Raw genomic sequence first — 24,187 nt, 5'->3', positions numbered from 1 at the left:
GCGTTAAGACAGTGTCGCAAGCATTTGATTGGCAAGTAAACCAAGCGCAAAGGCCACGCTTACACTAAATAAGGTACCTAGCATAATGTACTCTGTGAGCTTTCGGTCTTGCTCACGTCGCATGTCGCCAAAACGAAAGACACTTTTCGCGGCTAATAAAAAACCAATACCGGCAAACTGCCCGAGCATTACAAAGGCAATCACCAAGAAGCGTTCTAGCACTCCAATCCATTCACCTGCGAAGGGCAGACCTTTGTTGGTGTTATCATTTTCGTTCATTGCATTTGTATAAGGACGCATAAGCAGTTGAATAATCAGAGATATAGGCTTCCAAGCGAATAAGAAAACGGCAATGACAACTAAATGTGCAGGCGTAGTAAACTCGCTTAAAAATACATGCCACTTCGCTATATCAGGTTGCGCCACGTAAGCCGCTACTAGGGCTAGGACAGCAATATGGGCAACTTGGTCAATCAGGAAAGACTTAAGGTAAAAGCCTTGATAGGTTTTCCAGATATCAATGGCGTAATGACTCAACACGATAAACAACAAGGCAATAATGAAAAGCGGGGTAAGCCCAAGGTAGGCATAGAGCACAACTGCGTTTAAACCCAAATGGGTTAAGATATGCTTAAACAGGCCTATGGATTTTTCTTTATGCTTAATCTTACTCTCAATCCAACTTTTACGCTGAATATAAAAATCTGCTACTAAGTGAACAAGCAGTAAGAGCAAGAATAAAGTCATAGTTGGCTTCCTTCGCAGTATTGCGTAAAAAAGGCAATACTATTTTTGAGTAAGTCCGCAGCTCCGCGTTTTAGGTGTGCTGCAACGTTTTGACGCGTCATATTCAACTTGTCGGCAATAACATGCTGTTCTGGATAATTATCATATAAGTAATGATAGACCACTTCTGCTTGTTTTTGGGTGAGTCCGGCTAAATGATGGTTTAAGTAAGCCTCAATTACCAAAAGCGCCGCATTATCCTCTGGCAACTTAAGCGAAATGTCAGCGCGGCGAGTGGTTTCTAACAAGCGGCCAGAGCTTATAAAAACCTCTCCCATATTTTTTGACAAGGGCGATGTTGATGGTGTTTCAGGCCCGAATGCCAGTGCCTGAGTAAGGCGCACCGGCTTGCCTTCAAAACAATGTAATAGCTTTAATTTATTGAGAAGGGAGGCCCTAAATGCGTTCGATGCATCAGGATAGTAGACTTGATAAGCATCGCCCCTAAATATTTCGTATTTAGCACCAAAGCGCTTAGCATGCTCTGAAAGCTGTTCTTCTAATACCGACATGACGGCTTTATAGTCGACAGAGTCTAATTGAGTCGCATGCACGATATCACCCGATTCTACGGCTATAAGCATTGACACAGCACCTCTTAGGCTTAACACTTAGAGGCAATATGGCACAACAGTTCTAATAACGCAAACCAAAAGCATTGCTTTAACAATAAGCAACGTTAATTGTTTGCAATTTATAAACCTAAACCGATAATTATAATGATAAAAACACCGCATTTTTTAGCCATAGGTCCGTTGATTGGCGTATTGACCTACTTTATATCCTTACATCACTTTGGTCTAAGCGAGAGTGCCGCCATTACCGCGGGTATTACCTTGTTAACCGTAATATGGTGGGTGACTGAAGCGCTTCCCATTCCTATTACATCTCTTGTACCTTTTGCACTTCTGCCAATCTTTGGGGTGTTGACCCATCAAGAAGCCAGCTCCGCTTTGGGCAGTCACGTTATTTTGTTACTGATGGGCGCATTTATGCTCTCGAAATCGCTTGAGCGTTCTGGCGTGCATCGACGTCTAGCAATACTTATGGTTAACGCCATTGGCGCACACAGCAAAAAACGCTTGGTGTTGGGCTTTATGATAGCTACCGCATTATTGAGTATGTGGATATCTAATACCGCGACTATTCTGATCATGCTTCCGATTGCCCTTGCGGTGCTGTCACAAGTTGATGAAAAGAGCCTTAAAGTCGCGCTGATCCTCGGTATTGCATATGCTGCAAGCGTAGGCGGAATAGGGACCTTAATTGGAACACCGCCAAACGTTATCTTTGCTGGTATCTATGAAGCGCAATCTGGTCAGGAGTTTAGTTTTTTAAGGTGGATGCTAGTGGGCATTCCTTGCGTAATTATAGCCATCCCACTTATATCCTTATGGTTGACTCGCCACTTAAAAGGGCCTCTTTCGGTAGATTTACCATTGTTAGGTAACTGGGAAGTACAAGAGTTACGAACATTAGCCGTCTTCGGTCTGGCAGTGCTTGCGTGGGTTACGCGTAGCGCTCCATTTGGTGGATGGAGTGATGCTCTGGGGATCTCAAACGCGGGCGACAGCACCGTTGCGTTAGCCGCCGTTGTGGTAATGTTCATGGTGCCAAATGGCAGAGGTGAGCGGCTATTAGATTGGAAAACCGCCGTTGATATTCCATGGGGCATGTTACTTTTGTTTGCCGGAGGCATTGCACTGGCGAAAGGCTTTACCGCGTCTGGTTTGTCTCAAGTCATTGGTGACGGTTTGTCTAGCTTTAGTGAATATCCGCTGTTGATCACCTTATTACTTTTATGCCTAAGCGTTACATATTTAACCGAGATCATCAGTAATACGGCTACCGCGACGTTGTTAATGCCAATTTTGTATCTCGTCGCCTTAAACTATGGCGTCGACCCAGCTATTCTAATGGTGCCCGCTGCAATGGCAGCAAGCTGCGCCTTTATGCTACCGGTGGCAACGGCCCCCAACGCCATTGCCTACGGTACTGGCGAGATAGAGATAAAGGATATGGTAAAGGAGGGTGCTGTCTTGAGCTTTGCGGTATCTAGCATGCTTGGGCTTGTTACCTATGTTTTATTGGTGCATGTTTTATGAAGATTATAGTGGATGCAGATGCCTGCCCAGTGGTTATCAAAGAAATACTATTCAAAGCGGCTCAGCGCACGCAAGTTCAGACCATTTTTATCGCAAATCACGCTATTCGGGTACCACCGAGCAGCGTAATATCGAGCTTACAGGTCCCCAGTGGCTTTGATGTCGCTGATCATGAAGTGGTTAGACGATGTGAAACGGGGGACCTGGTGATTACCTCTGATATCCCGCTTGCCGACGAGGTAATTGAAAAGGGCGGAAACGCATTATCTCCAAGAGGGGAATTGTTTGACAAACAAACCATAAAGAGCCGTTTAAACACGCGGGATTTTATGGAAACCATGCGCGCCAGTGGTTTTCAAAGCGGGGGGCCGCCGCCCCTTAATCAGAAAGACCGCAAAGTCTTTGCCGATCATCTAGACCGCCTTTTAGCGCAGCGCTAGGGGCAGTTGGCCGTGCCCTTATTTACGGCCTTTCATTCTTTCACTAGTGGCCATGCGCTTTTCGGTGCGTTTTTCTTTACGATCTTTCTTATCGGGCGTGAGTGAGCCGTCTTTAAACTTCTGCTTTCTGCGCGCCTTATCGTCTTGTTTCTTCTGCGCTGCTTCAGCCATGGCTTGTTTTTCACCTATGAGCATATCGGGCGTTTCTAAGCTAATACGGCCAAGCTTTCCACTGCGCAACTCATCAATTAAGGTTTTACATATTTTATAAAGATCAACGCGACCACCGGCCATCAACGCGCCGCGCTTGGCCGCCGCGAGCTCGAGGAACTCAATTTCCGTGTTGGGGATATCATCGAGTTTAAAGCGTTCTTTTAGTAGCTCTGGGTATTGTTTGATGAGAAAGTCTGCCGTAAAAAAGCCTACATCATCGTATTCCATCGCAGTATCTTTTACCGCGGCGAGTGCCGCTAAGCGATAGCCGGTATTGGGGTTTTCTAGCTTTGGCCACAGCACGCCTGGGGTATCCACAAGTACGATACCACTGCCTAAATTAATGCGCTGTTGATTTTTAGTAACTGCGGGCTCATTACCTACTTTGGCAATTGTTCGCTCTGCCAACACATTGATTATGCTAGATTTACCAATATTGGGAATACCAATAATCATAGCGTTGATGTTTTTAACCGATGCATCTTTACCTGGGCAGGCTTTACGCACCAATTGAATAATTTCTTTGGTTTTCGCTTTGTTATCAATAGATGTAGTAAAGGTTTTTACGCCAGCATCATGTTCTAAGTGCGCTTGCCATTGTTCGGTAATCGCTGGATCGGCTAAATCTGATTTATTGAGAATTTTAATGCAGGGCTTATCGCCTCTAAGCTTAGCAATTTCTGGGTTTTCGCTAGAGTAGGGGATGCGTGCATCCAACACTTCAATCAATACGTCTACTTGATTGAGGATCTCTTTAATCTCTTTTAGGGCTTTGTGCATATGCCCTGGGAACCAATGAACAGCCAAAGCGGCGCTCCTTTATAGCTAACGGAAGTGCTCATGAGCGCTACCGCATTAATTGATACGTGTGACGCTTAGCCCTTATTTAACAAGGTAATGAGACTTGAAGTATCAAATCGTCCGCCGCCGTTTTTCTGAACTTGTGCATAAAACTGATCAACTAAGGCTGTTAACGGTAAGGTGCTGCCGTTGTTATTGGCCTCGTTGAGCACGATATTTAAGTCTTTACGCATCCAATCTACCGCAAAGCCAAAGTCGAATTGGTTGGCATTCATAGTGTGAGCGCGGTTTTCCATCTGCCAGGACTGTGCTGCGCCTTTACTGATCACCTCAACCACTTGCTCAATATCAAGGTCAGCTTGCTTAGCAAAATGTAAGGCTTCTGATAGCCCTTGAACCACGCCAGCAATACAGATTTGATTGACCATTTTAGTGCGTTGACCACTGCCTACAGGGCCCATTAATGCGTGTTTTTGGGAGAATGCATCCAAAAGTGGAATGGCCCGTTGGTAATGACCTTCATTGCCGCCCAACATAACGGTGAGCTTGCCGTTTTCAGCACCAGCTTGACCACCTGATACTGGCGCGTCTAAAAATCCAATGCCTTGTTTATCACATGCCGATTGTAACTCTACCGCCAGATCTGCAGATGTGGTTGTATGGTCAATCAGTAAGGCATCTGCCTCTAGGCCTGCTAAGACTCCCTCATCTCCATAGATAACCGAGCGCACATCATCATCGTTTCCAACGCATGTAAACACGATACTGGCATTTAATGCCGTTTTTGCAGGTGTAAGGGCGAGGGCGCCTGAAGGGTTCTCACTTAGCCATTGTTCTGCCTTTGCAGCGGTGCGGTTGTAAACCGTCACTCTATAACCTGCGTTAGCCAAATGCCTTGCCATTGGGTAACCCATGGCGCCAAGGCCAATAAATGCAACCTGCATATCGTGTCCTGTGTGATTAGTCTTATATGTAAGGCTATTTTAGGTGGATTTGACCGCAATTACATCTTCAATGTCAGAAAACTTTATATTATTGGCGAGATTCGTCCTGATTGTTTTTATTTAAACGCTTATCGATGTATTGCTCGAAGTCGGGATTTTGATGACAATTTATAGAGCCGCCCATAAACCCTATGATGATACTCATGCCTTTTTTAGCTGCATTACTGCAATCTGTGATGATTCTTCGCTTTTGCGCTTCTCTTTGCTCTGGCGTGAGGGTTACTTCAGGAGCAATGATTTCAGGAGACGTTTGCGCTTGTCGGAATGCTCGAGCCTCGATTTCGGAGAAACGTTGTACTTGTTGGCTTTGCAGGTTGTTTTGAAAGCGCTCAAATGCATTATCAATTTGCGATTTAGAAATGGTGGTTTGGTTTTGTTGAGTCGCGACGTCAGATGTAATGGTTAACACTTGTTCTTGAGATGGCTCTGAAACAGGCGTCGGGACTGGTTGTGTGACAACGGGCACAGGCACTAATTCTTCCGTTTGCGTTGTTGCATTAGCCTCGTTGTTTACCGGTGCTGCAGGCATTGTTACCGAGGGCGCTGGAGCAGACTCTACAGAAGGCTGTGATGGTTTTATTACTAAATATGAGCGCAGCGGTGCATTTGTAGTGGTATTTGCCACTTTAGGCGCGCTAGATTGAGTGAAATAAAGCAGCCCCAGCAATCCACAATGAAGTACAACAGATATCAGCAATACACGAGGTGATGTTTGCTTTGGGACACGCTTATTGGAGCTCGATAGGTCTTCGTTAAACGTGTCAGTGATATCTATGGAATGCAAAATGGCGTAGCGTTTCTCAAATGTCGTTTGTTAATGACTGATCATTAGCGAAAAGGTTCATCGGGTTTGCACAATGAAGAGCAGCTATTTTATGCGGCGTATGATTTGTAACAACACCTGGTGATTAACGCCTTCGATAATCGCTACATAAAAAATTGCGAAACAGAAAATGATTTACAAAGTTCGCAGGTGATAAGCATAAACGTCCTTAATGGTAAACAGCGTGTTAACGCAATAAACACTTTATATCAACAGAGCAACGAAACAACATATAAATCATATGGTTATAATTATCCACACAATACTAAATTACTCATAATGTATATTATGTTAAATTAAATATTATACACAGGTAATTCACATGTGCCCTTTTGTGTATATGGTCAGATAAGTGTATAAACTGCGGCACATTGAGAATTTTTATGCGAACAGTGAGCATCGAGTCCCCTGTTTAATGTTTAGGTAGGTTTTGTTTGGAGTTTAGGAATATTGGTATGATTTAATAGTTGTTAGGAATGTTACAGGAAGCAATTAATATCCTCGCGTAAGTACATGACACTTCGTTAATCGGTAAAACCGCTCTTGTTTTTATCGGTTTTTAACATTTTGTTATCCATATTATTGACTTGTTATATCACGTTTTCAGTACAGTCTTGTTTCTCGACTTTATTATTTTATTTAGAACCCTTCATACAAGCAAAACACATCCCTCTTACACATAAGCTAAACAAATAAATTTTGAAACTCATTGATAGTCTTCTTTATAAACTGCAATTGCAGCTACGAGCATAGCCATAAAAAGAGATCCGAAGAAGACTATGCTGTAACCTAATAAAATGGAAAACAGTGTTACAGACTCCGCATCATCATTAGCAAATAGTAAAAAAACTCGCAAGGTAGTAAAAAAGAAGAAGACAATGAATACATATTTAAATGCTACATTTGTATAGCGTTTGAATTTATTTAAAGAGTCCTTTTTAATCATTCATGTTCCGAGTCATATAATAACAACAAGACAGGTTCATATCGTACCGCCCTAATACTCACTTATTTTCAATACCTTACTATTTATTCGGTGATAACATCTACTTTATTTTATGTAATTACCATGCATGCATAGTAACCGCGCAATCAAAACCAGCTTTGAATCACGAGTCAGGCTGCTTTTACGTCTACCCTTAGACAATCGAAATATCATGTTTCGTGGATCGCCCAGGCTTCTCTACACAGTTACTTGAGGTAGAACGTTTTATCAAACGGCGCTTCCCAAACTTGTAAAATGGCCTCAGGCTCCCCTTCTACCGGCCTATCAGATGTAAAATACACATGTGTTCCAGCGGGATTCAATTTAGCGCCAAAATCAGCATACGGTGAGTTAATAGTCTTGCCAAGGTTAATAGGTGTTTGCCACTCCCCTTCCACCAAACTTGAAACAAAAATATCAGCCGAACCTTCACCGCCTCTATTACCATATGTAAGTAACATCAACGTACCATCCGCATTGACCCATACGCCGTCATCACGTTGAGGTGAATTTATTGGCCCGCTCAGTGGAAATGCGGTTTGTAAAACTCCATTTTGATTTGCAGGTGCCATATAAATATCTCTCTCACCTATACCGTCAAGCCGCTCGGTCATAAAATACAGATCACCGTTACTAGTGAGGCTCGGATAGCCTTCATTGTGAACATACCGCAGTGTTTTAAATGAGCCGGCTCTGGGTCTATTAATATCCGAACCATAAATGGGTCTTGGCACCGCATTAGCGTCATTTAAATCGAGAGTATAAAGGTCGAAGTTCTCTAGTATCTCTAGGTTTTTATAATCACTTCGGGGCGCTGCCCAAGAAAATACTAGTGTTTCGCCATCTGGGCTTACAGCAGGCCAATCAACCCTAGCATCTGTAGGCAAAGGAACGAGTTCTGGCTTGGTCCAACCGGTAGCGGTGCGCTCTGATTTTTTTAACCTCTGCGGGCACTTCCAGATAGGTGAGCATTCTGATTGGGCGAAATAAATTGTATTGCCATTTGGCGTAAAACTCGGTGTTAGGGTTATTTTTCCATCTTGTTGGAGTGCCACCGGTGCAAAGCGAGTGGCTTGTGCATATGATATGGGTGTGGTGAAAATTAGTATTAACAAGACTGAAAATTGGTTGGCTAACGCGTTCATGTAAGCACTCTAAGAATGTTTAATAGTTATGTATAGCCTGCGAATGTTTTATTTGGTTCATACATTAAAACAACTTCACTTAGAACGAGCTACAAGCGCCTTTTCTTTTGTTGAAGAAGTTGTGAGTCAGACTCGTTTGCATGCAATACTTCAATCGGAATATAGTCAAAATCAAACCCAAAATGACGTGGACCTATGAGTTCAACGCCTTTTTCGCTGCGCCAAGCAGCAGGCGCTTCTACTCCCACAATAGCAACTCTCTCCCCTACTACATAACCGCCGTAGCCAACGCCAAGGGTTGATTCACCGGTTGTGGGATCGAGGTTATAAATATAGTCGGGTGCCATGGCATTTAATTCACCATCTAGCCAACCTACAATATTTTCATTTTTAACAAACATTCTGTATTGCTTGCCCTCAAATGCGCCGGTTCCTTCAAACTCTGCCTCAACCCAGTTAAAGCCGCGCTCACCGCGGTCGGTTGATTTAACCACTACACCTTCAAATAGTTTATATCCGCTGGTGAAGGCAACGAGTGCATCGATGGGGTCTTCACCCGCTTCTCTGGCTTGGCGTACTGTTTTACCAAGGTCTTCTGCCAGTGTTAAATTGCCCGGCAAAATTCCTTGTGGTAGTTGCGCGCCCGACATTGGCGTCATGCTTATCCATGCATCCCCCGCGCTTGCTACAGCGATTGCTCGGGCTAAGTCTTCTACGCGATATTCATCCACCGCGTTTGCGATGATAATTTCATCCCCCCAAGGCGTAATAATCGCAGTAGGAATGGACGCAATACCATTAATCCATGGTATTGATTGCTGTACCTCTGGCACCGCTCTTCCGGTAATTCCGCCGTCTAGCGTCGGGATCCCCATTTCAGCGCCGAGTAACAAGGCAGTTGCGGTGGCCCCTGCGGCTTCTGATCTAACAAGTGCAGCTACCTTCTGCCCTGAATAGCGGCTAAATAAATCTACAACTCTTCTGTGAGGATTATCTACCACGTCTAAGCCTTGTTCGGTGGTGCGATCAATCACATATTGCCAAGGACCACCCCCGCCTATGCCCTGCACCGCAATAACCATCTCATTTTGCGGAATATCTTCTGGTCGTATCATGCTAAACACCAGTCCGTCGGCAAGCGCTTGTTTTACATCGCTTATTGACTGGCTTGGGTCGCAGTTTCTGGTGGATTGAATACATGAGCCTACTAGTATATCGACGAGGTTTTGCTCAGTGAGTATCCGAAGTGGAGGCGACTGTTTGTTATTTTGTTCCTGTGCGCTGGTTGGTTCGCTGTCTAGAGTAGCGTCACTGCACGCCATTAAACTTAAGCCAATGATAGAGCATGCGAGAATATGTAGGTATGGTTTGCGTTCTGGCTGTGGCATTCAGTCGGGCTCACTATGATTCAAAGGCATGGGCGATACACAAAGACTACATGAACGAGCCAGAGCAAAGCAACTAACTTAGTAGCAATTATCGAATCAGCTCACACTTACCAGGTGTTTCATGCTTATCTACTCGCTTTTGACATTGCTCCAACGCGGCTTTTTGCGCTTTTTGAGGGGAACGATATCCTTCGGCATAACCAAAGAACTCCCAGCCATCTGCAGTTTGGGCAAGGGCAAACGCTTTGTATTTTTCTCTAAGCTCAAAATCCTTGAGGGCTTGTTGAGTGGCGGGGTTATAGGTTTTAGCGTTGCACAAATCTGAGTCAGGGCTGAGCTCACAGAAACTGGGAGTTGATTCGCAGCCTACCAGTAGAATGAGTATTGAGAATAATCCTAAGTATTTCATTGATAGTCCTTTATTAAATGAAGTTTGTTAAGCAAACCGTTGCATCGGGAAGTTGGTGGTTATGACAATGAGAAAAACGGCGCTTATATAGCAAAGCCATCAGCGCCCTATCCTTTTTACTTCGGCGATGGCCCGTATTCATTATCACCGGTGTCTGAATCGAGCACAAAGAAATAAATCAGTACAATAAAACCGATAAGCGGAATTAAACCAATAAGCACCCACCAGCCAGAGCGGCCAGTATCATGCAACCTGCGCACACCAACAGCCAAACTCGGCAAGAACACGGCTAGAGCATAAATTAACCCTAAGAATCCTGTACCTAAAAGCCCATCAATAAAGCCTAATAAGATGGAAATAATGAAGTTGAACAAAAAGAACATCCAATATTCTGTGCGTCGTGCACGCCCGTTAAATTCAACATATTTCTTTAATACGCCAATATACCAATCCATTTACTACTCCTTGTTGTTAGCTGTTTCGGATCACATTCATAGTATGCAATTGATTGCGCGGGGGCAAGCACTACTATAATTCGTAGGTAACAATCGTAGGTAACAAAAATCGATGATCGTTAGATGCTCGAGCATGTTAACAAGCTACGATAGTTTGTTAGTGTGCATTTTTTAAACGCCACTGGTATTTTTATCAATACTGCGTAATTCTTAGTGGATTGTATTGTTGTTATTGGGCCAATAATTTTTATGGCAGATGAATTGCTTCGGGCCATTCAAAATATTTACGATGAGCCGAGTGCTCATAAAGTTGCTTGCGTGCAGAGTTTGTGGAGTGGTTACGGTGAAATAGCGCGTTACGCGTTACCGATGAAGGGCACTACGTGTATAGCCAAACACATAAATCTCAAAGCGGTTGATGAGCACCCTAGAGGCTGGAATACACAAGCGTCGCATCAGCGCAAAGTGTCTTCTTACTACAATGAACAAACCTTCTACCAATCATATGCGCAAGCAACCACCGCTGATTGTCGCGTGCCTTCACTGGTAAGCACACAAGCAAGTGCTGATAGTATTTGGATTATCATGGAAGACCTCGATGCCTCGGGGTTTGACCTTAGAAACAGCAAAGCCAACGTTGCCACAACAAGCCAATGTATTGTTTGGCTTGCGCACTTTCATGCTGCATTTATCAACAAAGATATCAGTACTTTGTGGCCCATCGGTACTTATTGGCACTTTGCTACTCGTCAGGATGAATGGCAGCAAATGCCGGAATCAGAACTAAAACAGTCAGCCCCTTTATTAGACGCTCGCCTAAATAATGCAGCATTTCAAACCCTACTTCATGGGGATGCTAAATTAGCTAACTTTTGTTTTTCTCAAAATAATGACCATGTGGCAGCGGTAGATTTTCAATACACCGGCAAAGGTTGCGGCATAAAAGACGTTGTATACCTATTAGGAAGCTGTTTTTCAGACAACGAACTATTCGCCCATTCAGATGACATGATACACGCATACTTTACTGCCTTACATCACGCTATTGGCAGCAAATTAAGCGATTCACAAAAACACTTGCTTGAACGAGAATGGCGAGACTTAGAGAAGTTCGCATGGGCTGACTTTGAACGCTTTTTGGTGGGGTGGTCACCTGGGCACCACAAATTATCGGTATATAGCGAAGAGCAGACCTCAAAGGCGTTACTAAGCTTATAGGTCATGCAATGTAAAAAACATATATGACAGAGGTTTCGTTCCACCTTAATTTTGATAAACTCAAGTTTTACAACGCATAAACAAGGGAATCAAACTATGCGAATTACATCATTAGATGCAATGCGAGGGATTGCAATATTGGGGATTTTATTCATGAACATCCCCTTTCATGCTCACATCATGATGGGCTATGCTCCCTTTGACCCTCGATTGCTCAGCGATACCGTTATGAGCGCCTTTAATACTATCTTTTTTGATGGGCGTTTTAGAACGCTGTTTTCTATCTTGTTTGGTGCGGGTGTGGCTATTCAATTTGCATCCCTTCAAAAGAAACATCTAAACACGACCATCTTTCTGAAAACAAGATTGCGCTGGCTACTGTTGTTTGGGGCGATTCATTGTGTATTTATTTTTGGTGGCGATATATTGATGCTTTATAGCATCAGTGCATTGCTGTTAATCAAGGGGCTTGAGCTTTCTAACGAAGCGCTATTTAAAAAAGCGAAGAAACTGTTAATTATAGGTTCGATACTTTGCTTAGTGTATGCCGGCCTTACGATCGCTTTTATGCCCCTCGATCAGCAACCCATAAGAGGCTCTGAAGTATTCATTGAGATGAATAAAGAATGGTATGGCAATTACATATATCAAGTGATTACTCAAGCGGCCTTTGGGTTAATCGTCATTGTCACTTCTCCCCTTGCTATATTGTGGCAAGTACTTGGGCTTATGTATCTTGGTGTGTATTTGTATCGTACCGGCTTTTTTGTAAGCGGTTTTGAGCCATCCACTCTGAAAAAGATTGTGATAGCGGCCATTGTAACGAGTGCATTGTGCCTACTCCCACAGCTTTTGGATAACGACATGCCTTTCGCGGCGATCCCACTAATAGCATCGGTCTCGGCTATCTTCATGGCTTTGGTATATGCACACTTTATTGTTAAGGCTTGTCAATCATCTGGTAGCCTGCTCAATTGGTTCGTCGCGCCAGGTAAAATAGCGTTTACATTGTATATTTCGCAGTCGGTAGTGTTGGGCATTTTGCTTAGATGGGTCATTCCTGAGTTTAATGCCACAGCAACGTTGTCAGAATACTTTTTGATATCAATTGTATTCACCCTGATACAAATCGTTTTTGCAAACTGGTACGTTAAGCATTTTGAGCAAGGCCCACTTGAGAAGCTCTGGCGTAAAAATTATCTACGAAGTGCGTATAAAAAGCAGCAGAAATTAGCAGAGACTGGCGAGTAACTTAACTTGAGGATTTGCGAGCTCTAAGAGCTCGCCTTGCCCAGTAAAACACCAGAGCAATTATGCTGTCGTTGTTTTAGGCTTCTTTGGTCTTTTCGGCTTTGGTGCCTTTATAGGAGCATTTGCCATTGGTTTAATTGACATACCCGGCACCTCTAACACATTTATATGCTGGGCAATCAAATTTTGGATCGCTTTTAACTGTTTAGAATCGTCTGGCGTCACAAAAGATACCGCATGCCCAGTAGCACCCGCCCTGCCTGTTCTGCCAATGCGGTGAACATAATCTTCGGGCACGTGGGGTAAGTCGTAGTTGATCACGTTTGGCAGAAGGTCAATATCAATACCGCGCGCTGCAATATCGGTGGCAACAAGCACTCTGAGTTTACCTTGTTTAAAATCTGCCAACGCTTTGGTTCTTGCGCCCTGACTCTTGTTTCCATGAATCGCAGATGCCGTTAGGCCTTTAGCCGTAAGCTGCTTGGCAATGCGATTAGCACCATGTTTAGTCCGTGAAAACACCAACACCTGCTGCCAATCGTTATCTTTAATTAGCTTCGCTAAAAGCGCTGTTTTACTCGACTTTTCAACATGTACAATGGCTTGCTCTACGGTAGTTGCGGCGGTATTTTTAGGTGTTACCGATATCTCCACCGCTTGATGAATAAACTGCTTTGAAAGTGCGCGGATGTCGTCTGAAAAGGTCGCAGAAAAGAGTAAATTCTGACGCTTTTTGGGCAGCAACTTAATGATACGTTTGATGTCGTGAATAAAGCCCATGTCTAGCATGCGATCAGCTTCATCAAGCACAAGCATTTCTACTTGCTCGAATTTAAGAGCATTTTGTGAATACAAATCAAGTAAACGACCTGGTGTAGCCACCAAAATATCGCAGCCTTTTCTAAGGTGCTTCATTTGCGGGTTAATTGACACACCGCCGAACGCGACCGTTGAATGCAGTTGCGTGTACTTATGGCACGCAGACACGCTATCCCAAACCTGAGCCGCTAGTTCACGGGTAGGTGTAAGAATAAGGGCTCTTATATGATTAGATTTTGGACGTTGATTCGCTTTACTCAGCATTTCGATAATAGGCAATGCAAATGCACCGGTTTTACCGGTCCCGGTCTGGGCGGCAGCCATAACGTCTTTGCCACTTAATACTGCACCAATGGCTTGCTGCTGAATGGGCGACGGCGTTGTATAGCCTTGGTCTTTAACGGCATCTAATAAAGGCTTTGATAAACCTAGCGCTGCAAAGGTATCTGTCATGCGAATGCTCCTGTGCATAGACGCTGTTGTGTAGCGTATCGATGATGAAAATGGTTATTTACAATGGGTGTATACAGAATGTTGCCTGCACGCATCTGCGCACAAACGAAAGTAGAGGCTATTGCCATTAATTATCCTATTGGGTAGTCATGAGTAGAAAGCTTGCGATAAATTGCATCGGGCGATGTGTGCAGGCTTTCATTGAATGCGCTGCACCGCGTTTTCATAATGACAAACGCGCAGGGGTGTTATTATAGCGTATGGTGGATTTGATATACACATTTAACTTCACAAGGCGGCGTTTTTTAACTATCTGTTAACTTTATATGTTCACCATCGCCCGTTATCGGTATATTAGAGACTGAGATTTAATTTGTGATACCCGTAAAAATACATCATAGAAAATGTAGCGTATACAGGTTGTAATGTAATAACAGTGAAGTAAGCATGCATAATATAATAATAATAGGCACAGGATTTGGCGGCATAAGTGCGGCAATTAAACTCAATCAACGTGGCATACACGATTTTATCATGCTGGAGCGCCGTTCTTTTTTTGGCGGCACGTGGATGCAAAACCGTTACCCAGGTGCAGCAGTTGATGTTCCCTCACCCCTTTATAGTGTTGAGGGTGAACCCTACCCATGGACGCGCTTGTTTGCTAAACGAAACGAGCTCGAAGCCTACACCGCGCATCTAGTAGAAAAACACCAACTTAATGAAAAAATAAAGCTAAACGCTGAGGTCAAACAGGCTAAATGGATGGACGATCATTGGCAATTGACCCTTAAAGACGGTCAAGTGCTCCAAGCTCGCACTGTGATTAATGCCACCGGTCCGCTGAGCACCCCTGTAGTGCCCGAGTTTGAGGGTAAAGACGACTTTGAAGGTCAAAGTTTTCATTGCAACGATTGGCCTGATAATCTTGATTTACAAGACAAGAAAGTTGCCATTATTGGTTCAGGTGCCAGCGCCATACAAATCATTCCGGCCATTGTCGAAAAAGTTAAAAAATTGCACGTTTTTCAACGCACTCCGCACTGGGTCATCCCGCGCTTCGACCCTAAGTTTCCAAAGTGGATACAGAAACTGTTGTCGGTTAAATGGCTGTATGGGCTAATAAAACGCGCGATTTACGTTCACTATGAAGTGCGCGTACTGGCATTTAAATACTCTAAGTTTTTACTGACCGTTGTGGGTCAAGGCCCAGCGAACCGCTTGTTAAAGAAACAGGTGCCAGATGAGGCGTTTCGAAAAACACTCACTCCAGACTTTGTCATTGGGTGTAAGCGTATTTTAATATCCAATACGTATTTTCCTGCACTACAGAAAGACAACGTCAGTTTTCATGATAAATCGTCTGGTATCAAGCGCATCACAAAAACCGGTATTGTGACCTCTAAAGATGAATCTCTTGATGTCGATGTGATTGTATATGCAACCGGATACGATGCAGCCGACAGCCTGATTTCGTATGAGGTGAGAGGGAGACACAATATTGCGCTTGCTGACCAATGGAGTGAGTATCCGCGGGCTTATTTAGGGACAAGCGTGCCTAACTTCCCCAACTTTTTTGTCGTTACCGGGCCAAACACGGGCATAGGGCACACAAGCGCGATTTACGTTATTGAATCGCAGATGCGCTACATTATGCAATGTGTTGAAAAGCTCCAAACCCCTGGCGTAAACAGCATCGAGCCAACCGAATACGCTGAAGAACAGTATACGCAAATGATACACAAAGAAATGGAGCGCACTGTATGGCATTATGGTGGTTGTCAATCTTGGTATCAAAATAAGTCGGGCAAAGTCATTGCGATGTTTCCTGGCTTTACATTTGTGTTTCGTCATAAGTGTCGCAACTTTAAACAAGATGCTCACCTAATTTCATAACGAACCTGTATAGATTCACAACACGCTAACCGCTGCAATAGGCGCGTTTAGTAATATTGAGAGAGGATGTAATGGTCATAGCGATATGCATAGCAGTAGCCATTTTGTTGTACCTACTATTTATCAGCAAATCACAGCGCGTTGGCGCGCGAATTTATCACGCGGCCATGAATTTTGAGCGCAAACAAGCAAAGCTAGAAATCCGTTCAACCGATGTCAACGGCACGAAGATGTACTTTTACCAGAACGAGTTTGTTGAGGGCAGACAAACGTTGCTATTGCTCCATGGTTTTAGTGCAGACAAAACCATATGGCATCGATTTGCCAAATATGCGACCAACGATTACAACCTGGTGATTCCCGACATGCTTGGGCACGGTGATACGCCCTACTCGTCTAGCGAGTCTTATTCAACGTTTACTCAAACGAAAGCACTTATCACCCTTGTGCAGCAACTTAACGTACAAAGGTATAGCGTGATCGGTAATTCGATGGGCGGCATGATTGCGATGCTGCTATTACTGCAAGACAAGCAACGTATCAATAAAGCCGTGCTACTTGACCCTGCCGGGGCTAAATCTGAATACGCTATGAGCATGAGTGAAGCCCAGGCGAATCCTTTTATGCACAAAACCTTTGAGCATTTTTTGAGCTTTTACATGCGAAGCATGGCAAAAGCGCCCTTCGTGCCCCCCAGCGTATTGCGTTATGTCGGGGAACAGCATTATCTAGGACGCTATGATGAACTAAAGCATATGTTTCATGACTTTTTTAACGTTGACGAATTCTTTAGTGACCAGCAAAGCGTCGACCCAAGCAAGCTATTAATCATATGGGGCGATAAAGATGGTCTGTTGCCTGTTTCAGATGCCAAGATGTGGCAAGAGATGACTCAGGCAAAATTGAGCATTTATGAAGAAATTGGACATATGCCAATGGTGGAGTGCCCCAAACGCACGTATCTCGAATGCAAAGAGTTTTGTCGCTAGAATAACTTATACATGGGTATGAACTATTATCTGCGCGGTTGTCAGTTGCTTTGTTAATGTGAAGGCAACTGATAGGTGGCATTGAGCAATAGTCATGACAGGAAAAGCATTTATACGGTTTCTCGCTAAACGAGGCATTCCCCTGAGCTGCATTGCGACTAAGCTGAACTGCAAACTCGACACCTTGCGTTCACTAGAACGCGTTGAACATGTCCCGCAACATTACGTCGCCAGTTTTATTTATATATATCAAGACTCTTTGAGCGAACAAGATAGACAGTTTCTTGCGCAATAGGATTGCCATAGTGTTTTAAAATACGCTATGGTTAAGGTATCAATTGCTACCTTAACCCTCTGAGACTCAATGGAATTTATACTGCTGCTTATCGCCTTTGTCTGTGGCTTTGCGTGTAAGTTTGTTAACCTGCCTCCGTTAATTGGCTATCTTATTGCCGGGTTCATCCTAAACGCACTGGGTTTCTCATCAAATCCCACGCTTCAAACCATTGCCGACTTAGGTATCACGGTAATGTTGTTTACCATCGGCTTAAAGCTAAACATTAAAGACCTGATTAAACCTGAAATCTGGTTCGCTAGCATCGCTCACAGCACACTCTGGATTTCGTTTATCTCCCTTTTTATGTTCATCATGGGAGTGGCCGGCTTAAGCTATTTTGCTGAGCTGAGCATGTTCCAGCTTGCCCTGATTGGCTTTGCCTTCAGTTTTAGCTCAACCGTTTGCGTGGTAAAAATATTAGAGGAAAGCGGCGAAACACGCACCCGCCACGGCAAGGTTGCAATCGGCATTCTTATTATGCAAGACATATTTGCTGTCGTCTTTTTGGTGCTGGCAACTGGAAAAGTGCCGTCCATCTACGCTCTTGCACTATTCGCATTGATTCCGCTAGCGCCGCTTTTAAAGCGCTTTGTTGCAGAGGCCGGCCATGGCGAGTTACTGCCGTTGTGTGGATTGGTCTGTGCGTTAGGCGGCTATCATTTGTTTGAATTGGTAGGCGTAAAGGGAGATCTCGGTGCACTGATCATTGGTGTATTGCTTGCGGGGAATGCAAAATCTTCGGAGCTTGCGAAGTCCTTACTTAGTTTTAAAGACCTTTTCTTAATTGGCTTTTTCTTGTCCATTGGGCTCACTGCGCTGCCTAACCTCGAGATGACCTTAATTGCATTGTTACTAACCGCAGTGATACCGGTGAAGTTTGTGCTGTTTTTTGCCCTATTCACACAGCTACGCCTGCGCGCAAGAACCTCGTATTTAAGCTCCTTAATTATGTCTAATTACAGTGAGTTTGGTCTTATTGTCGCCGCGGTAGCAGTGACAAGTAATATGATCACCGACGAATGGTTAGTCATTATTGCAATGAGCGTCTCATTCTCTTTTGTGATCAGCAGTATTTTGTACAAGCAGTCCCATGAACAATATCAGCGCTTTAAACTTTCACTACGTTCTTTTCAAAAACATAAGCCCTTGCCTGAAGACGCCTACCCAAGCTTTAAAGATGTTGATGTGCTGGTTATTGGTATGGGCCGTGTCGGTAAAGGTGCATTTACCGCTCTGACAAAAGTTGTGGGGCCAGCGGTTTGCGGCATGGACGCAGATGAAGACAAGGTGCGCAATCTTCGACAAACGGGTCACAATGCGATTGTAGGAGACGGAGAGAATATTGATTTGTGGGAAAATTTGAATGTTCAAGACGTTAAACTTGTACTTCTTGCACTGCCCTCCATCGAAGACTCTGCAAACGTTACTGAGCAGCTTAGGATGGTCAATTACAACGGTAAAATAGCCGCAATTGCGCGATATGAAGACGAGGTCCAACCGCTACTAGATAAGGGCGTTGATCAGGTCTTTAACTTCTTTACCGATGCAGGTTTGGGTTTCGCAGAGGAAAGCTTAGCCATACTCGATGAAGGCCAAATCACGCCACAACCGGCAGTCTCGCAAAGCTAAGTGGAATATTACTTTGTCAACAGAAGGTAAATGCAATCGTAAATGAGAATGATTGTAGTTACTAACTATATGAAAAATATAGAAAATATTTTGATAAACCAAAATTTACTGTTAGACTTCACCCCTAATCAATGGCTTTTACACAAAAGCAATTACCCAGGGGAAATTTATGAAAGGCGAAGCACCCGTTATTAAAGCCTTAAATGAGATGCTAACGGTAGAGTTAACATCAATTAATCAGTATTTTTTGCACGCTCGGATGCATAAAAACTGGGGATTGGAAAAACTCAACTCAGCAGCTTACAAAAAGTCTATTTTAGACATGAAGCAAGCTGACAAGCTCATCGAGCGCATTCTTTTTTTAGAAGGCCTACCGAATTTGCAAGCACTGGGTAAGCTTTACATCGGTGAAGATACACCAGAGTGCTTAAAATGCGATATGACCTTCGAGCACGCGCAAATACCACAACTTAAACAAGCTATCGCAACTTGCGAAAGCCATCGTGACTATGTCAGCCGCGATGTGCTCTCGAAGATCCTCGATGATGAGGAAGAATATTTAGATTGGCTTGAAACACAGCATTTGCAGATTGAGCAAATGGGTCTTGAAAACTACTTACAAGCACAATTAGAGGACTAAACCATGCAAGGTAAAGATAACGTTATTTCAGGTCTTAATAGCCTACTTGGTTATGAGTTAGCGGCTATGGACCAATACTTCATTCACTCACAAATGTATCTCGATTGGGGCCTTACCAAGTTATACGAGCGCATTAATCATGAGTTTGACGATGAAAAAGGACACGCAACTAAACTGATTGAGCGCATGTTGTTCTTAGGCGGTACACCCGACATGGTCACCCGCACGGGTCTAGAAATTGGCGCTGAAGTGCCCGATATGCTTGCGAGCGACCTTCGCGTTGAGTACGAAGTAGCAGCCAAGTTAAAAGAAGTGATTGCTATTGCAGAAACCGAACAAGACTACGTCACCCGCGACATGCTGTTAGTATTGTTAGATGACACCGAGATGGATCACGCGCATTGGCTTGAGCAACAGCTTGGCTTAATCAAGCGCTTGGGGCTTTCTAACTATTTGCAATCACAACTGTAAATACGTTCGCATTACCCTGTAATGGTCGTAAACGGCACAACAACGGACTTTACCTCACCAGTAAGGTCCGTTTTTACATTTACATGCAGGTGCCAGTGCATTTTCGATAGATTGCAACTACCCAAAAATGTAACCGCCCGGTTGTTATTTAATTTATCCTCGAACATGACGGGGGTTTTTCCCATGTACATGTTTACCCCTTCAATCCAAGCTTCTTCGATAGTCAAATGTTCACCTAAGTCGAACTGAAGAAAGAGCTCTTCTTCAATTTCTGGGGGGTGTTCAAATTTCACCCGAAACTGTTCGTTAAACAAGCGCATTTCACAAGATGAAAACGTGATATCACATTCACTGGATGTATTTAACTCTTTGTTTACATTTGCTATGTAAATGCCTAAAAATACCGCAATTAGCATGCTGGCGAACAGTAAAATGCGTGCTTTATCTCTAATATTTTTCACAATTTGTTTACCGTAAACTTTCCTTTATTGACTAAGATCAAACCTTAGTTGTATATGGTATCTTTTTGTATTTAAAAACTTTATGATTCGTTTCGAATTAGTGATCGGTTTACTTTTTAAACACGCTCTACTCAACTAGGACGTTATCATAAAGTCTAGCGAAACACTTGTTCTTCGAGTTCCATTTTATTTCTAGACACGGAAATTTTCAGTTATGAGCGAAACAAGCCAAGTACAACCTGATTATAATTATAAAGTAGTCAGACAGTTTACAATCATGACGGTTATATGGGGCATTATTGGAATGACCGTTGGTGTTTTATTAGCAGCTCAGCTGTTTGCACCTGCACTAAACTTTGACATTCCATGGCTCACATATTCACGTCTTCGTCCTCTTCATACCAATGCGGTAATTTTTGCATTTGGTGGTTGCGCATTGTTTGCGACGTCTTACTACATTGTACAACGTACATGTCAAGTAAGATTGTTTAGCGATAAATTGGCAGCCTTTACGTTTTGGGGATGGCAAGCGGTCATCTTATCGGCAGTGGTAACGCTACCTCTGGGCATTACTTCTTCTAAAGAGTATGCTGAGTTAGAGTGGCCAATCGATATTCTTATTGCCTTGGTTTGGGTCGCGTACATTATCAACTTCTTCGGTACCTTGGTCGTACGCAAAACCTCCCATATATATGTTGCCAACTGGTTCTTAGGAGCCTTTATGTTAACCGTTGCTGTACTGCACATCGGTAACAGTATGGCATTTCCTGTCACCTTCTTTAAATCGTATTCGCTTTACGCTGGTGCGGTTGATGCAATGATGCAATGGTGGTACGGGCATAATGCGGTAGGGTTTTTCTTAACCGCGGGTTTCTTAGGCATGATGTATTACTTCGTACCTAAGCAAGCGGGTCGTCCAGTTTATTCATATCGCTTATCCATTGTGCATTTTTGGGCACTTGTTTCGCTATACATATGGGCCGGTCCTCACCACTTACATTACACAGCGCTTCCTGATTGGACTCAGTCACTAGGCATGGTGATGTCTGTTATCTTATTTGTCCCATCTTGGGGTGGTATGATTAACGGTATTATGACCCTATCGGGCGCATGGCATAAGCTGCGCACAGATCCTATTCTTCGTTTCTTAATCGTCTCATTGAGCTTCTACGGTATGTCTACCTTCGAAGGCCCAATGATGGCAATAAAAACAGTAAACGCCTTATCCCACTACACGGATTGGACCGTAGGTCACGTTCACTCAGGTGCATTAGGTTGGGTTGCGATGGTATCAATCGGTTCGATTTATCACCTAGTACCTATTTTGTTTAACCAACCAGCGATGTACAGCACACGCTTAATCAACATTCACTTCTGGTTGGCGACTATCGGTGTGGTACTTTATATTGTTGCCATGTGGATCTCTGGTGTACTTCAAGGTTTGATGTGGAGAGCAATCAACGCAGACGGCACCCTAGCCTACTCTTTCGTAGAGTCACTAGAGGCGTCAAAACCCTTCTACGTAGTACGATTTATTGGCGGTCTGTTTGTCGTAGCTGGCATGTTGCTTATGGCATACAACGTTTATAAGACAATTGCTGCCCCTCAAGATGCCGCTGAAAGCACAGATGCAGACATCGCACTAGGAGCTGCCAAATGAAAAATCCACATGAACTCTTTGAAAAAAATGTAGGTTTACTGACCATCGTGATTTTAGTCGCCATCAGCTTCGGTGCGATGGCGCAGATACTGCCCTTGATGTTCCAGCAAAGCGTATTGGAGCCCGTTAAAGGCTTACGCCCATACACAGCGCTTGAAATGGAAGGTCGTGATATCTATATCCGCGAGGGTTGTGTTGGCTGTCATAGTCAAATGATTCGTCCATTTAGATCAGAAACAGAGCGCTACGGCCACTATTCCGTGTCAGGTGAGTCAGTTTGGGAGCGTCCATTTTTGTGGGGCTCAAAGCGCACTGGTCCTGATTTGGCTCGAGTCGGTGGTCGTTACTCTGACGAGTGGCATCGCGTACATTTAATCAATCCACGTGATGTTGTACCAGAATCGAATATGCCTGGTTATCCTTGGTTAGAAACAAACGTATTAACGGGCAAGGATATCGCCCGTAAGCTTGAAGTTAACCGAATGATGGGTGTGCCATATACAGATGAAGACATCGCTGGAGCGAAAGCTGCCGTTGAAGGTAAAACTGAGATGGAAGCGCTCATAGCATATCTTCAATCGCTAGGGACGCATTTACAGTGATGAACCAAGGCACAATTGGCAGCATATTTACTGTCATCGTATTCGTTTCCTTTGTAGGCGTATTGTTTTGGGCTTTTAGCGGCCGTAATAAAAAGAATTTTGACGAAGCCGCTAATCTACCCTTTGCAGACGAAGAGCAAAACAAAGCGAAGCAACAGTCAACACAGAAAGATCAGGAGTCATAAATCATGACTATGTTTTGGACAATATGGATTAGTGTTATCACCATTGGCACCATTATCGGTTGCTACTGGTTATTACAATGGACGCTTGCTAATAAAACGGGCGTAGAAGAAGGCGAGTCAATGGGTCATGAATTTGATGGCATTGAAGAGCTTAACAATCAATTACCTCGTTGGTGGACAATTTTGTTCTATCTGACCATGGTGTGGGGCGTTATATACCTAGCGCTTTATCCTGGACTAGGTGGCTTTAAAGGGTTTTTGGGTTGGGAAAGTGCCAACTTGCATGTCACTTCGTTAGAAGAGTCTCGATTAGCGCTGCGTGAAGACATCGAGCAAGGCCGTATAAACGAATACGCCATGCAGGTGAAGCTTGCAGAAGAGCTATTTGACCCAATTTTTGAAGAATATGCGAAAACGCCGGTAGAACAGCTAGCGAGCAATGAAGAAGCATTGCAAGTAGGCAAACGTTTGTTTATTCAAAACTGCGCCCAGTGCCATGGTTCAGATGCCCGTGGTCAACGCGGAGGCTTCCCTAACCTAACGGATAACGATTGGTTGTATGGCGGCAGCGGCGATAAGATTAAAGAGACGTTAATCAAGGGTCGTGTTGGCGCGATGCCTGGTTGGTTAGCACCTTTTGGTGAGCGAGGCATTGAGGAAATCGTTGCTTATACGCTTAGCTTAAGCGGTCGTGAAGTGGACCAATCGTTAGCTGATGCAGGTAAAACACGCTTTATGGCTTGTGCTGCCTGTCACGGAATGGATGGGAAAGGCAATCAGATGATTGGCGCACCTAACCTAACCGACAACATTTGGTTGTACGGCGGAAGCGAACGTCAAGTAACCGAAACGCTCAACTATGGTCGCAATGGTGTAATGCCAGCATTTGACCAGACCTTGGGTGAGGATAAGGTACACGTTGTTGCGGCTTATGTGTACAGTTTATCACAAGAATAATCGTTAATACTGTTGACGTTTGACAGGTAAATACGTAGACAAAAAGCCTCGTTTTGCGGGGCTTTTTT

The 24,187-nt window shown here is 43.9% G+C and carries 25 protein-coding genes; 14 read left to right on the top strand and 11 right to left on the bottom strand.

Features of this window, described 5'->3' with window-relative positions; translation table 11 throughout:
• Positions 1 to 3: 3 nt before the first annotated feature.
• Positions 4 to 747: a DUF3307 domain-containing protein gene (locus KJ365_RS02130; RefSeq protein WP_214449956.1), complete on the bottom strand. Its 744-nt coding sequence runs from the start codon at positions 745 to 747 to the stop codon at positions 4 to 6.
• Positions 744 to 1,370, bottom strand: coding sequence for a sigma-70 RNA polymerase sigma factor region 4 domain-containing protein (locus KJ365_RS02125; protein WP_214449955.1), 627 nt, complete (start codon positions 1,368 to 1,370; stop codon positions 744 to 746). The genes KJ365_RS02130 and KJ365_RS02125 overlap by 4 nt, the downstream gene beginning before the upstream one ends.
• A 132-nt stretch (positions 1,371 to 1,502) precedes the next feature.
• Here KJ365_RS02125 and KJ365_RS02120 point away from each other — a divergent pair, with 132 nt between their 5' ends.
• Entirely contained in the window at positions 1,503 to 2,891 is a 1,389-nt protein-coding gene (locus KJ365_RS02120; RefSeq protein WP_502793478.1) for an SLC13 family permease, read from the top strand.
• Complete coding sequence (locus KJ365_RS02115; protein WP_214449953.1) at positions 2,888 to 3,331, top strand: YaiI/YqxD family protein; 444 nt, start codon at positions 2,888 to 2,890, stop codon at positions 3,329 to 3,331. The genes KJ365_RS02120 and KJ365_RS02115 overlap by 4 nt, the downstream gene beginning before the upstream one ends.
• A gap of 18 nt (positions 3,332 to 3,349) precedes the next feature.
• Here the strand turns inward: KJ365_RS02115 and ylqF are convergent, their stop codons facing one another.
• The 7 genes from ylqF to KJ365_RS02080 form a co-directional block, all read right to left on the bottom strand.
• Positions 3,350 to 4,351 (bottom strand): ribosome biogenesis GTPase YlqF, encoded by a 1,002-nt coding sequence (gene ylqF, locus KJ365_RS02110; protein ID WP_214449952.1) that lies wholly within the window; start codon positions 4,349 to 4,351, stop codon positions 3,350 to 3,352.
• Positions 4,352 to 4,419: 68 nt separating this feature from the next.
• Complete coding sequence (locus KJ365_RS02105; protein WP_214449951.1) at positions 4,420 to 5,289, bottom strand: NAD(P)-dependent oxidoreductase; 870 nt, start codon at positions 5,287 to 5,289, stop codon at positions 4,420 to 4,422.
• 88 nt (positions 5,290 to 5,377) lie between these two features.
• A complete protein-coding gene (locus tag KJ365_RS02100) occupies positions 5,378 to 6,133 on the bottom strand; it encodes a hypothetical protein (RefSeq protein ID WP_214449950.1) in 756 nt (251 codons plus the stop codon).
• A 1,230-nt stretch (positions 6,134 to 7,363) separates the two neighbouring features.
• Complete coding sequence (locus tag KJ365_RS02095; protein ID WP_214449949.1) at positions 7,364 to 8,302, bottom strand: TolB-like translocation protein; 939 nt, start codon at positions 8,300 to 8,302, stop codon at positions 7,364 to 7,366.
• 89 nt (positions 8,303 to 8,391) lie between these two features.
• Complete coding sequence (locus tag KJ365_RS02090) at positions 8,392 to 9,690, bottom strand: S-methyl thiohydantoin desulfurase family protein (RefSeq protein WP_214449948.1); 1,299 nt, start codon at positions 9,688 to 9,690, stop codon at positions 8,392 to 8,394.
• An 88-nt stretch (positions 9,691 to 9,778) separates the two neighbouring features.
• Entirely contained in the window at positions 9,779 to 10,099 is a 321-nt protein-coding gene (locus KJ365_RS02085) for a DUF4189 domain-containing protein (protein WP_214449947.1), read from the bottom strand.
• 116 nt (positions 10,100 to 10,215) lie between these two features.
• Positions 10,216 to 10,554 (bottom strand): DUF805 domain-containing protein, encoded by a 339-nt coding sequence (locus KJ365_RS02080; RefSeq protein WP_214449946.1) that lies wholly within the window; start codon positions 10,552 to 10,554, stop codon positions 10,216 to 10,218.
• Positions 10,555 to 10,803: 249 nt separating this feature from the next.
• On the opposite strand from KJ365_RS02080, the gene KJ365_RS02075 reads away from it, so the two are divergent.
• Both KJ365_RS02075 and KJ365_RS02070 read left to right on the top strand, forming a co-directional pair.
• Positions 10,804 to 11,772, top strand: a complete 969-nt coding sequence (locus tag KJ365_RS02075) for a phosphotransferase (RefSeq protein ID WP_214449945.1) — start codon at positions 10,804 to 10,806, stop codon at positions 11,770 to 11,772.
• Positions 11,773 to 11,868: 96 nt separating this feature from the next.
• Complete coding sequence (locus KJ365_RS02070) at positions 11,869 to 13,023, top strand: DUF418 domain-containing protein (protein WP_214449944.1); 1,155 nt, start codon at positions 11,869 to 11,871, stop codon at positions 13,021 to 13,023.
• A 60-nt stretch (positions 13,024 to 13,083) separates the two neighbouring features.
• Here KJ365_RS02070 and KJ365_RS02065 read toward each other — a convergent pair whose 3' ends face one another.
• A complete protein-coding gene (locus KJ365_RS02065; RefSeq protein WP_214449943.1) occupies positions 13,084 to 14,295 on the bottom strand; it encodes a DEAD/DEAH box helicase in 1,212 nt (403 codons plus the stop codon).
• A gap of 447 nt (positions 14,296 to 14,742) precedes the next feature.
• Between KJ365_RS02065 and KJ365_RS02060 the strand changes: the two genes are divergently transcribed.
• The 6 genes from KJ365_RS02060 to bfr (KJ365_RS02035) all read left to right on the top strand — a co-directional run bounded on the left by KJ365_RS02060 (position 14,743) and on the right by bfr (KJ365_RS02035) (position 20,254).
• A complete protein-coding gene (locus KJ365_RS02060; RefSeq protein ID WP_214449942.1) occupies positions 14,743 to 16,188 on the top strand; it encodes a flavin-containing monooxygenase in 1,446 nt (481 codons plus the stop codon).
• 71 nt (positions 16,189 to 16,259) lie between these two features.
• Positions 16,260 to 17,177, top strand: coding sequence for an alpha/beta fold hydrolase (locus tag KJ365_RS02055; protein WP_214449941.1), 918 nt, complete (start codon positions 16,260 to 16,262; stop codon positions 17,175 to 17,177).
• A gap of 94 nt (positions 17,178 to 17,271) precedes the next feature.
• Positions 17,272 to 17,472: a hypothetical protein gene (locus KJ365_RS02050; RefSeq protein WP_214449940.1), complete on the top strand. Its 201-nt coding sequence runs from the start codon at positions 17,272 to 17,274 to the stop codon at positions 17,470 to 17,472.
• Positions 17,473 to 17,541: 69 nt separating this feature from the next.
• Complete coding sequence (locus tag KJ365_RS02045; protein ID WP_214449939.1) at positions 17,542 to 19,143, top strand: cation:proton antiporter domain-containing protein; 1,602 nt, start codon at positions 17,542 to 17,544, stop codon at positions 19,141 to 19,143.
• 169 nt (positions 19,144 to 19,312) lie between these two features.
• Positions 19,313 to 19,783, top strand: coding sequence for a bacterioferritin (bfr, locus tag KJ365_RS02040; RefSeq protein ID WP_214449938.1), 471 nt, complete (start codon positions 19,313 to 19,315; stop codon positions 19,781 to 19,783).
• 3 nt (positions 19,784 to 19,786) lie between these two features.
• Positions 19,787 to 20,254, top strand: a complete 468-nt coding sequence (gene bfr / locus KJ365_RS02035; RefSeq protein WP_214449937.1) for a bacterioferritin — start codon at positions 19,787 to 19,789, stop codon at positions 20,252 to 20,254.
• Positions 20,255 to 20,265: 11 nt separating this feature from the next.
• Here bfr (KJ365_RS02035) and KJ365_RS02030 read toward each other — a convergent pair whose 3' ends face one another.
• A complete protein-coding gene (locus KJ365_RS02030; RefSeq protein ID WP_214449936.1) occupies positions 20,266 to 20,715 on the bottom strand; it encodes a hypothetical protein in 450 nt (149 codons plus the stop codon).
• Positions 20,716 to 20,929: 214 nt separating this feature from the next.
• Between KJ365_RS02030 and ccoN the strand changes: the two genes are divergently transcribed.
• Genes ccoN through ccoP form a run of 4 tightly spaced genes read left to right on the top strand, consistent with a single transcriptional unit; the run spans position 20,930 to position 24,119 of the window.
• Positions 20,930 to 22,375, top strand: a complete 1,446-nt coding sequence (gene ccoN / locus KJ365_RS02025; protein ID WP_214449935.1) for a cytochrome-c oxidase, cbb3-type subunit I — start codon at positions 20,930 to 20,932, stop codon at positions 22,373 to 22,375.
• Positions 22,372 to 22,977: a cytochrome-c oxidase, cbb3-type subunit II gene (gene ccoO, locus KJ365_RS02020; RefSeq protein WP_214449934.1), complete on the top strand. Its 606-nt coding sequence runs from the start codon at positions 22,372 to 22,374 to the stop codon at positions 22,975 to 22,977. Before ccoN ends, ccoO begins: the two co-directional genes overlap by 4 nt.
• Positions 22,977 to 23,162 carry a cbb3-type cytochrome oxidase subunit 3 gene (locus KJ365_RS02015; protein ID WP_214449933.1) on the top strand — a complete coding sequence of 62 codons (186 nt, stop codon included), beginning with the start codon at positions 22,977 to 22,979 and terminating at the stop codon, positions 23,160 to 23,162. The genes ccoO and KJ365_RS02015 overlap by 1 nt, the downstream gene beginning before the upstream one ends.
• A gap of 3 nt (positions 23,163 to 23,165) precedes the next feature.
• Positions 23,166 to 24,119 (top strand): cytochrome-c oxidase, cbb3-type subunit III, encoded by a 954-nt coding sequence (ccoP, locus tag KJ365_RS02010; protein WP_214449932.1) that lies wholly within the window; start codon positions 23,166 to 23,168, stop codon positions 24,117 to 24,119.
• Positions 24,120 to 24,187: the final 68 nt, after the last annotated feature.

This window comes from Glaciecola sp. XM2 (assembly GCF_018595715.1).
Classification (GTDB): domain Bacteria; phylum Pseudomonadota; class Gammaproteobacteria; order Enterobacterales; family Alteromonadaceae; genus Glaciecola.
This window is presented reverse-complemented; position numbering and strand designations above follow the sequence as displayed.

What these genes read in the sequence shown, in the direction of transcription:
- bfr (WP_214449938.1), top strand. Translation starts at nt 19,313, where the DNA reads ATGAAAGGCGAAGCACCCGTTATTAAAGCCTTAAATGAGATGCTAACG.
- ccoN (WP_214449935.1), top strand. Translation starts at nt 20,930, where the DNA reads ATGAGCGAAACAAGCCAAGTACAACCTGATTATAATTATAAAGTAGTC.
- KJ365_RS02070 (WP_214449944.1), top strand. Translation starts at nt 11,869, where the DNA reads ATGCGAATTACATCATTAGATGCAATGCGAGGGATTGCAATATTGGGG.
- KJ365_RS02065 (WP_214449943.1), bottom strand. Translation starts at nt 14,295, where the DNA reads ATGACAGATACCTTTGCAGCGCTAGGTTTATCAAAGCCTTTATTAGAT.
- KJ365_RS02090 (WP_214449948.1), bottom strand. Translation starts at nt 9,690, where the DNA reads ATGCCACAGCCAGAACGCAAACCATACCTACATATTCTCGCATGCTCT.
- KJ365_RS02085 (WP_214449947.1), bottom strand. Translation starts at nt 10,099, where the DNA reads ATGAAATACTTAGGATTATTCTCAATACTCATTCTACTGGTAGGCTGC.
- KJ365_RS02115 (WP_214449953.1), top strand. Translation starts at nt 2,888, where the DNA reads ATGAAGATTATAGTGGATGCAGATGCCTGCCCAGTGGTTATCAAAGAA.
- KJ365_RS02060 (WP_214449942.1), top strand. Translation starts at nt 14,743, where the DNA reads ATGCATAATATAATAATAATAGGCACAGGATTTGGCGGCATAAGTGCG.
- KJ365_RS02125 (WP_214449955.1), bottom strand. Translation starts at nt 1,370, where the DNA reads ATGCTTATAGCCGTAGAATCGGGTGATATCGTGCATGCGACTCAATTA.
- KJ365_RS02095 (WP_214449949.1), bottom strand. Translation starts at nt 8,302, where the DNA reads ATGAACGCGTTAGCCAACCAATTTTCAGTCTTGTTAATACTAATTTTC.
- KJ365_RS02055 (WP_214449941.1), top strand. Translation starts at nt 16,260, where the DNA reads ATGGTCATAGCGATATGCATAGCAGTAGCCATTTTGTTGTACCTACTA.
- KJ365_RS02105 (WP_214449951.1), bottom strand. Translation starts at nt 5,289, where the DNA reads ATGCAGGTTGCATTTATTGGCCTTGGCGCCATGGGTTACCCAATGGCA.
- KJ365_RS02045 (WP_214449939.1), top strand. Translation starts at nt 17,542, where the DNA reads ATGGAATTTATACTGCTGCTTATCGCCTTTGTCTGTGGCTTTGCGTGT.
- KJ365_RS02080 (WP_214449946.1), bottom strand. Translation starts at nt 10,554, where the DNA reads ATGGATTGGTATATTGGCGTATTAAAGAAATATGTTGAATTTAACGGG.
- KJ365_RS02015 (WP_214449933.1), top strand. Translation starts at nt 22,977, where the DNA reads ATGAACCAAGGCACAATTGGCAGCATATTTACTGTCATCGTATTCGTT.
- KJ365_RS02050 (WP_214449940.1), top strand. Translation starts at nt 17,272, where the DNA reads ATGACAGGAAAAGCATTTATACGGTTTCTCGCTAAACGAGGCATTCCC.
- KJ365_RS02075 (WP_214449945.1), top strand. Translation starts at nt 10,804, where the DNA reads ATGGCAGATGAATTGCTTCGGGCCATTCAAAATATTTACGATGAGCCG.
- ccoO (WP_214449934.1), top strand. Translation starts at nt 22,372, where the DNA reads ATGAAAAATCCACATGAACTCTTTGAAAAAAATGTAGGTTTACTGACC.
- bfr (WP_214449937.1), top strand. Translation starts at nt 19,787, where the DNA reads ATGCAAGGTAAAGATAACGTTATTTCAGGTCTTAATAGCCTACTTGGT.
- ccoP (WP_214449932.1), top strand. Translation starts at nt 23,166, where the DNA reads ATGACTATGTTTTGGACAATATGGATTAGTGTTATCACCATTGGCACC.
- KJ365_RS02130 (WP_214449956.1), bottom strand. Translation starts at nt 747, where the DNA reads ATGACTTTATTCTTGCTCTTACTGCTTGTTCACTTAGTAGCAGATTTT.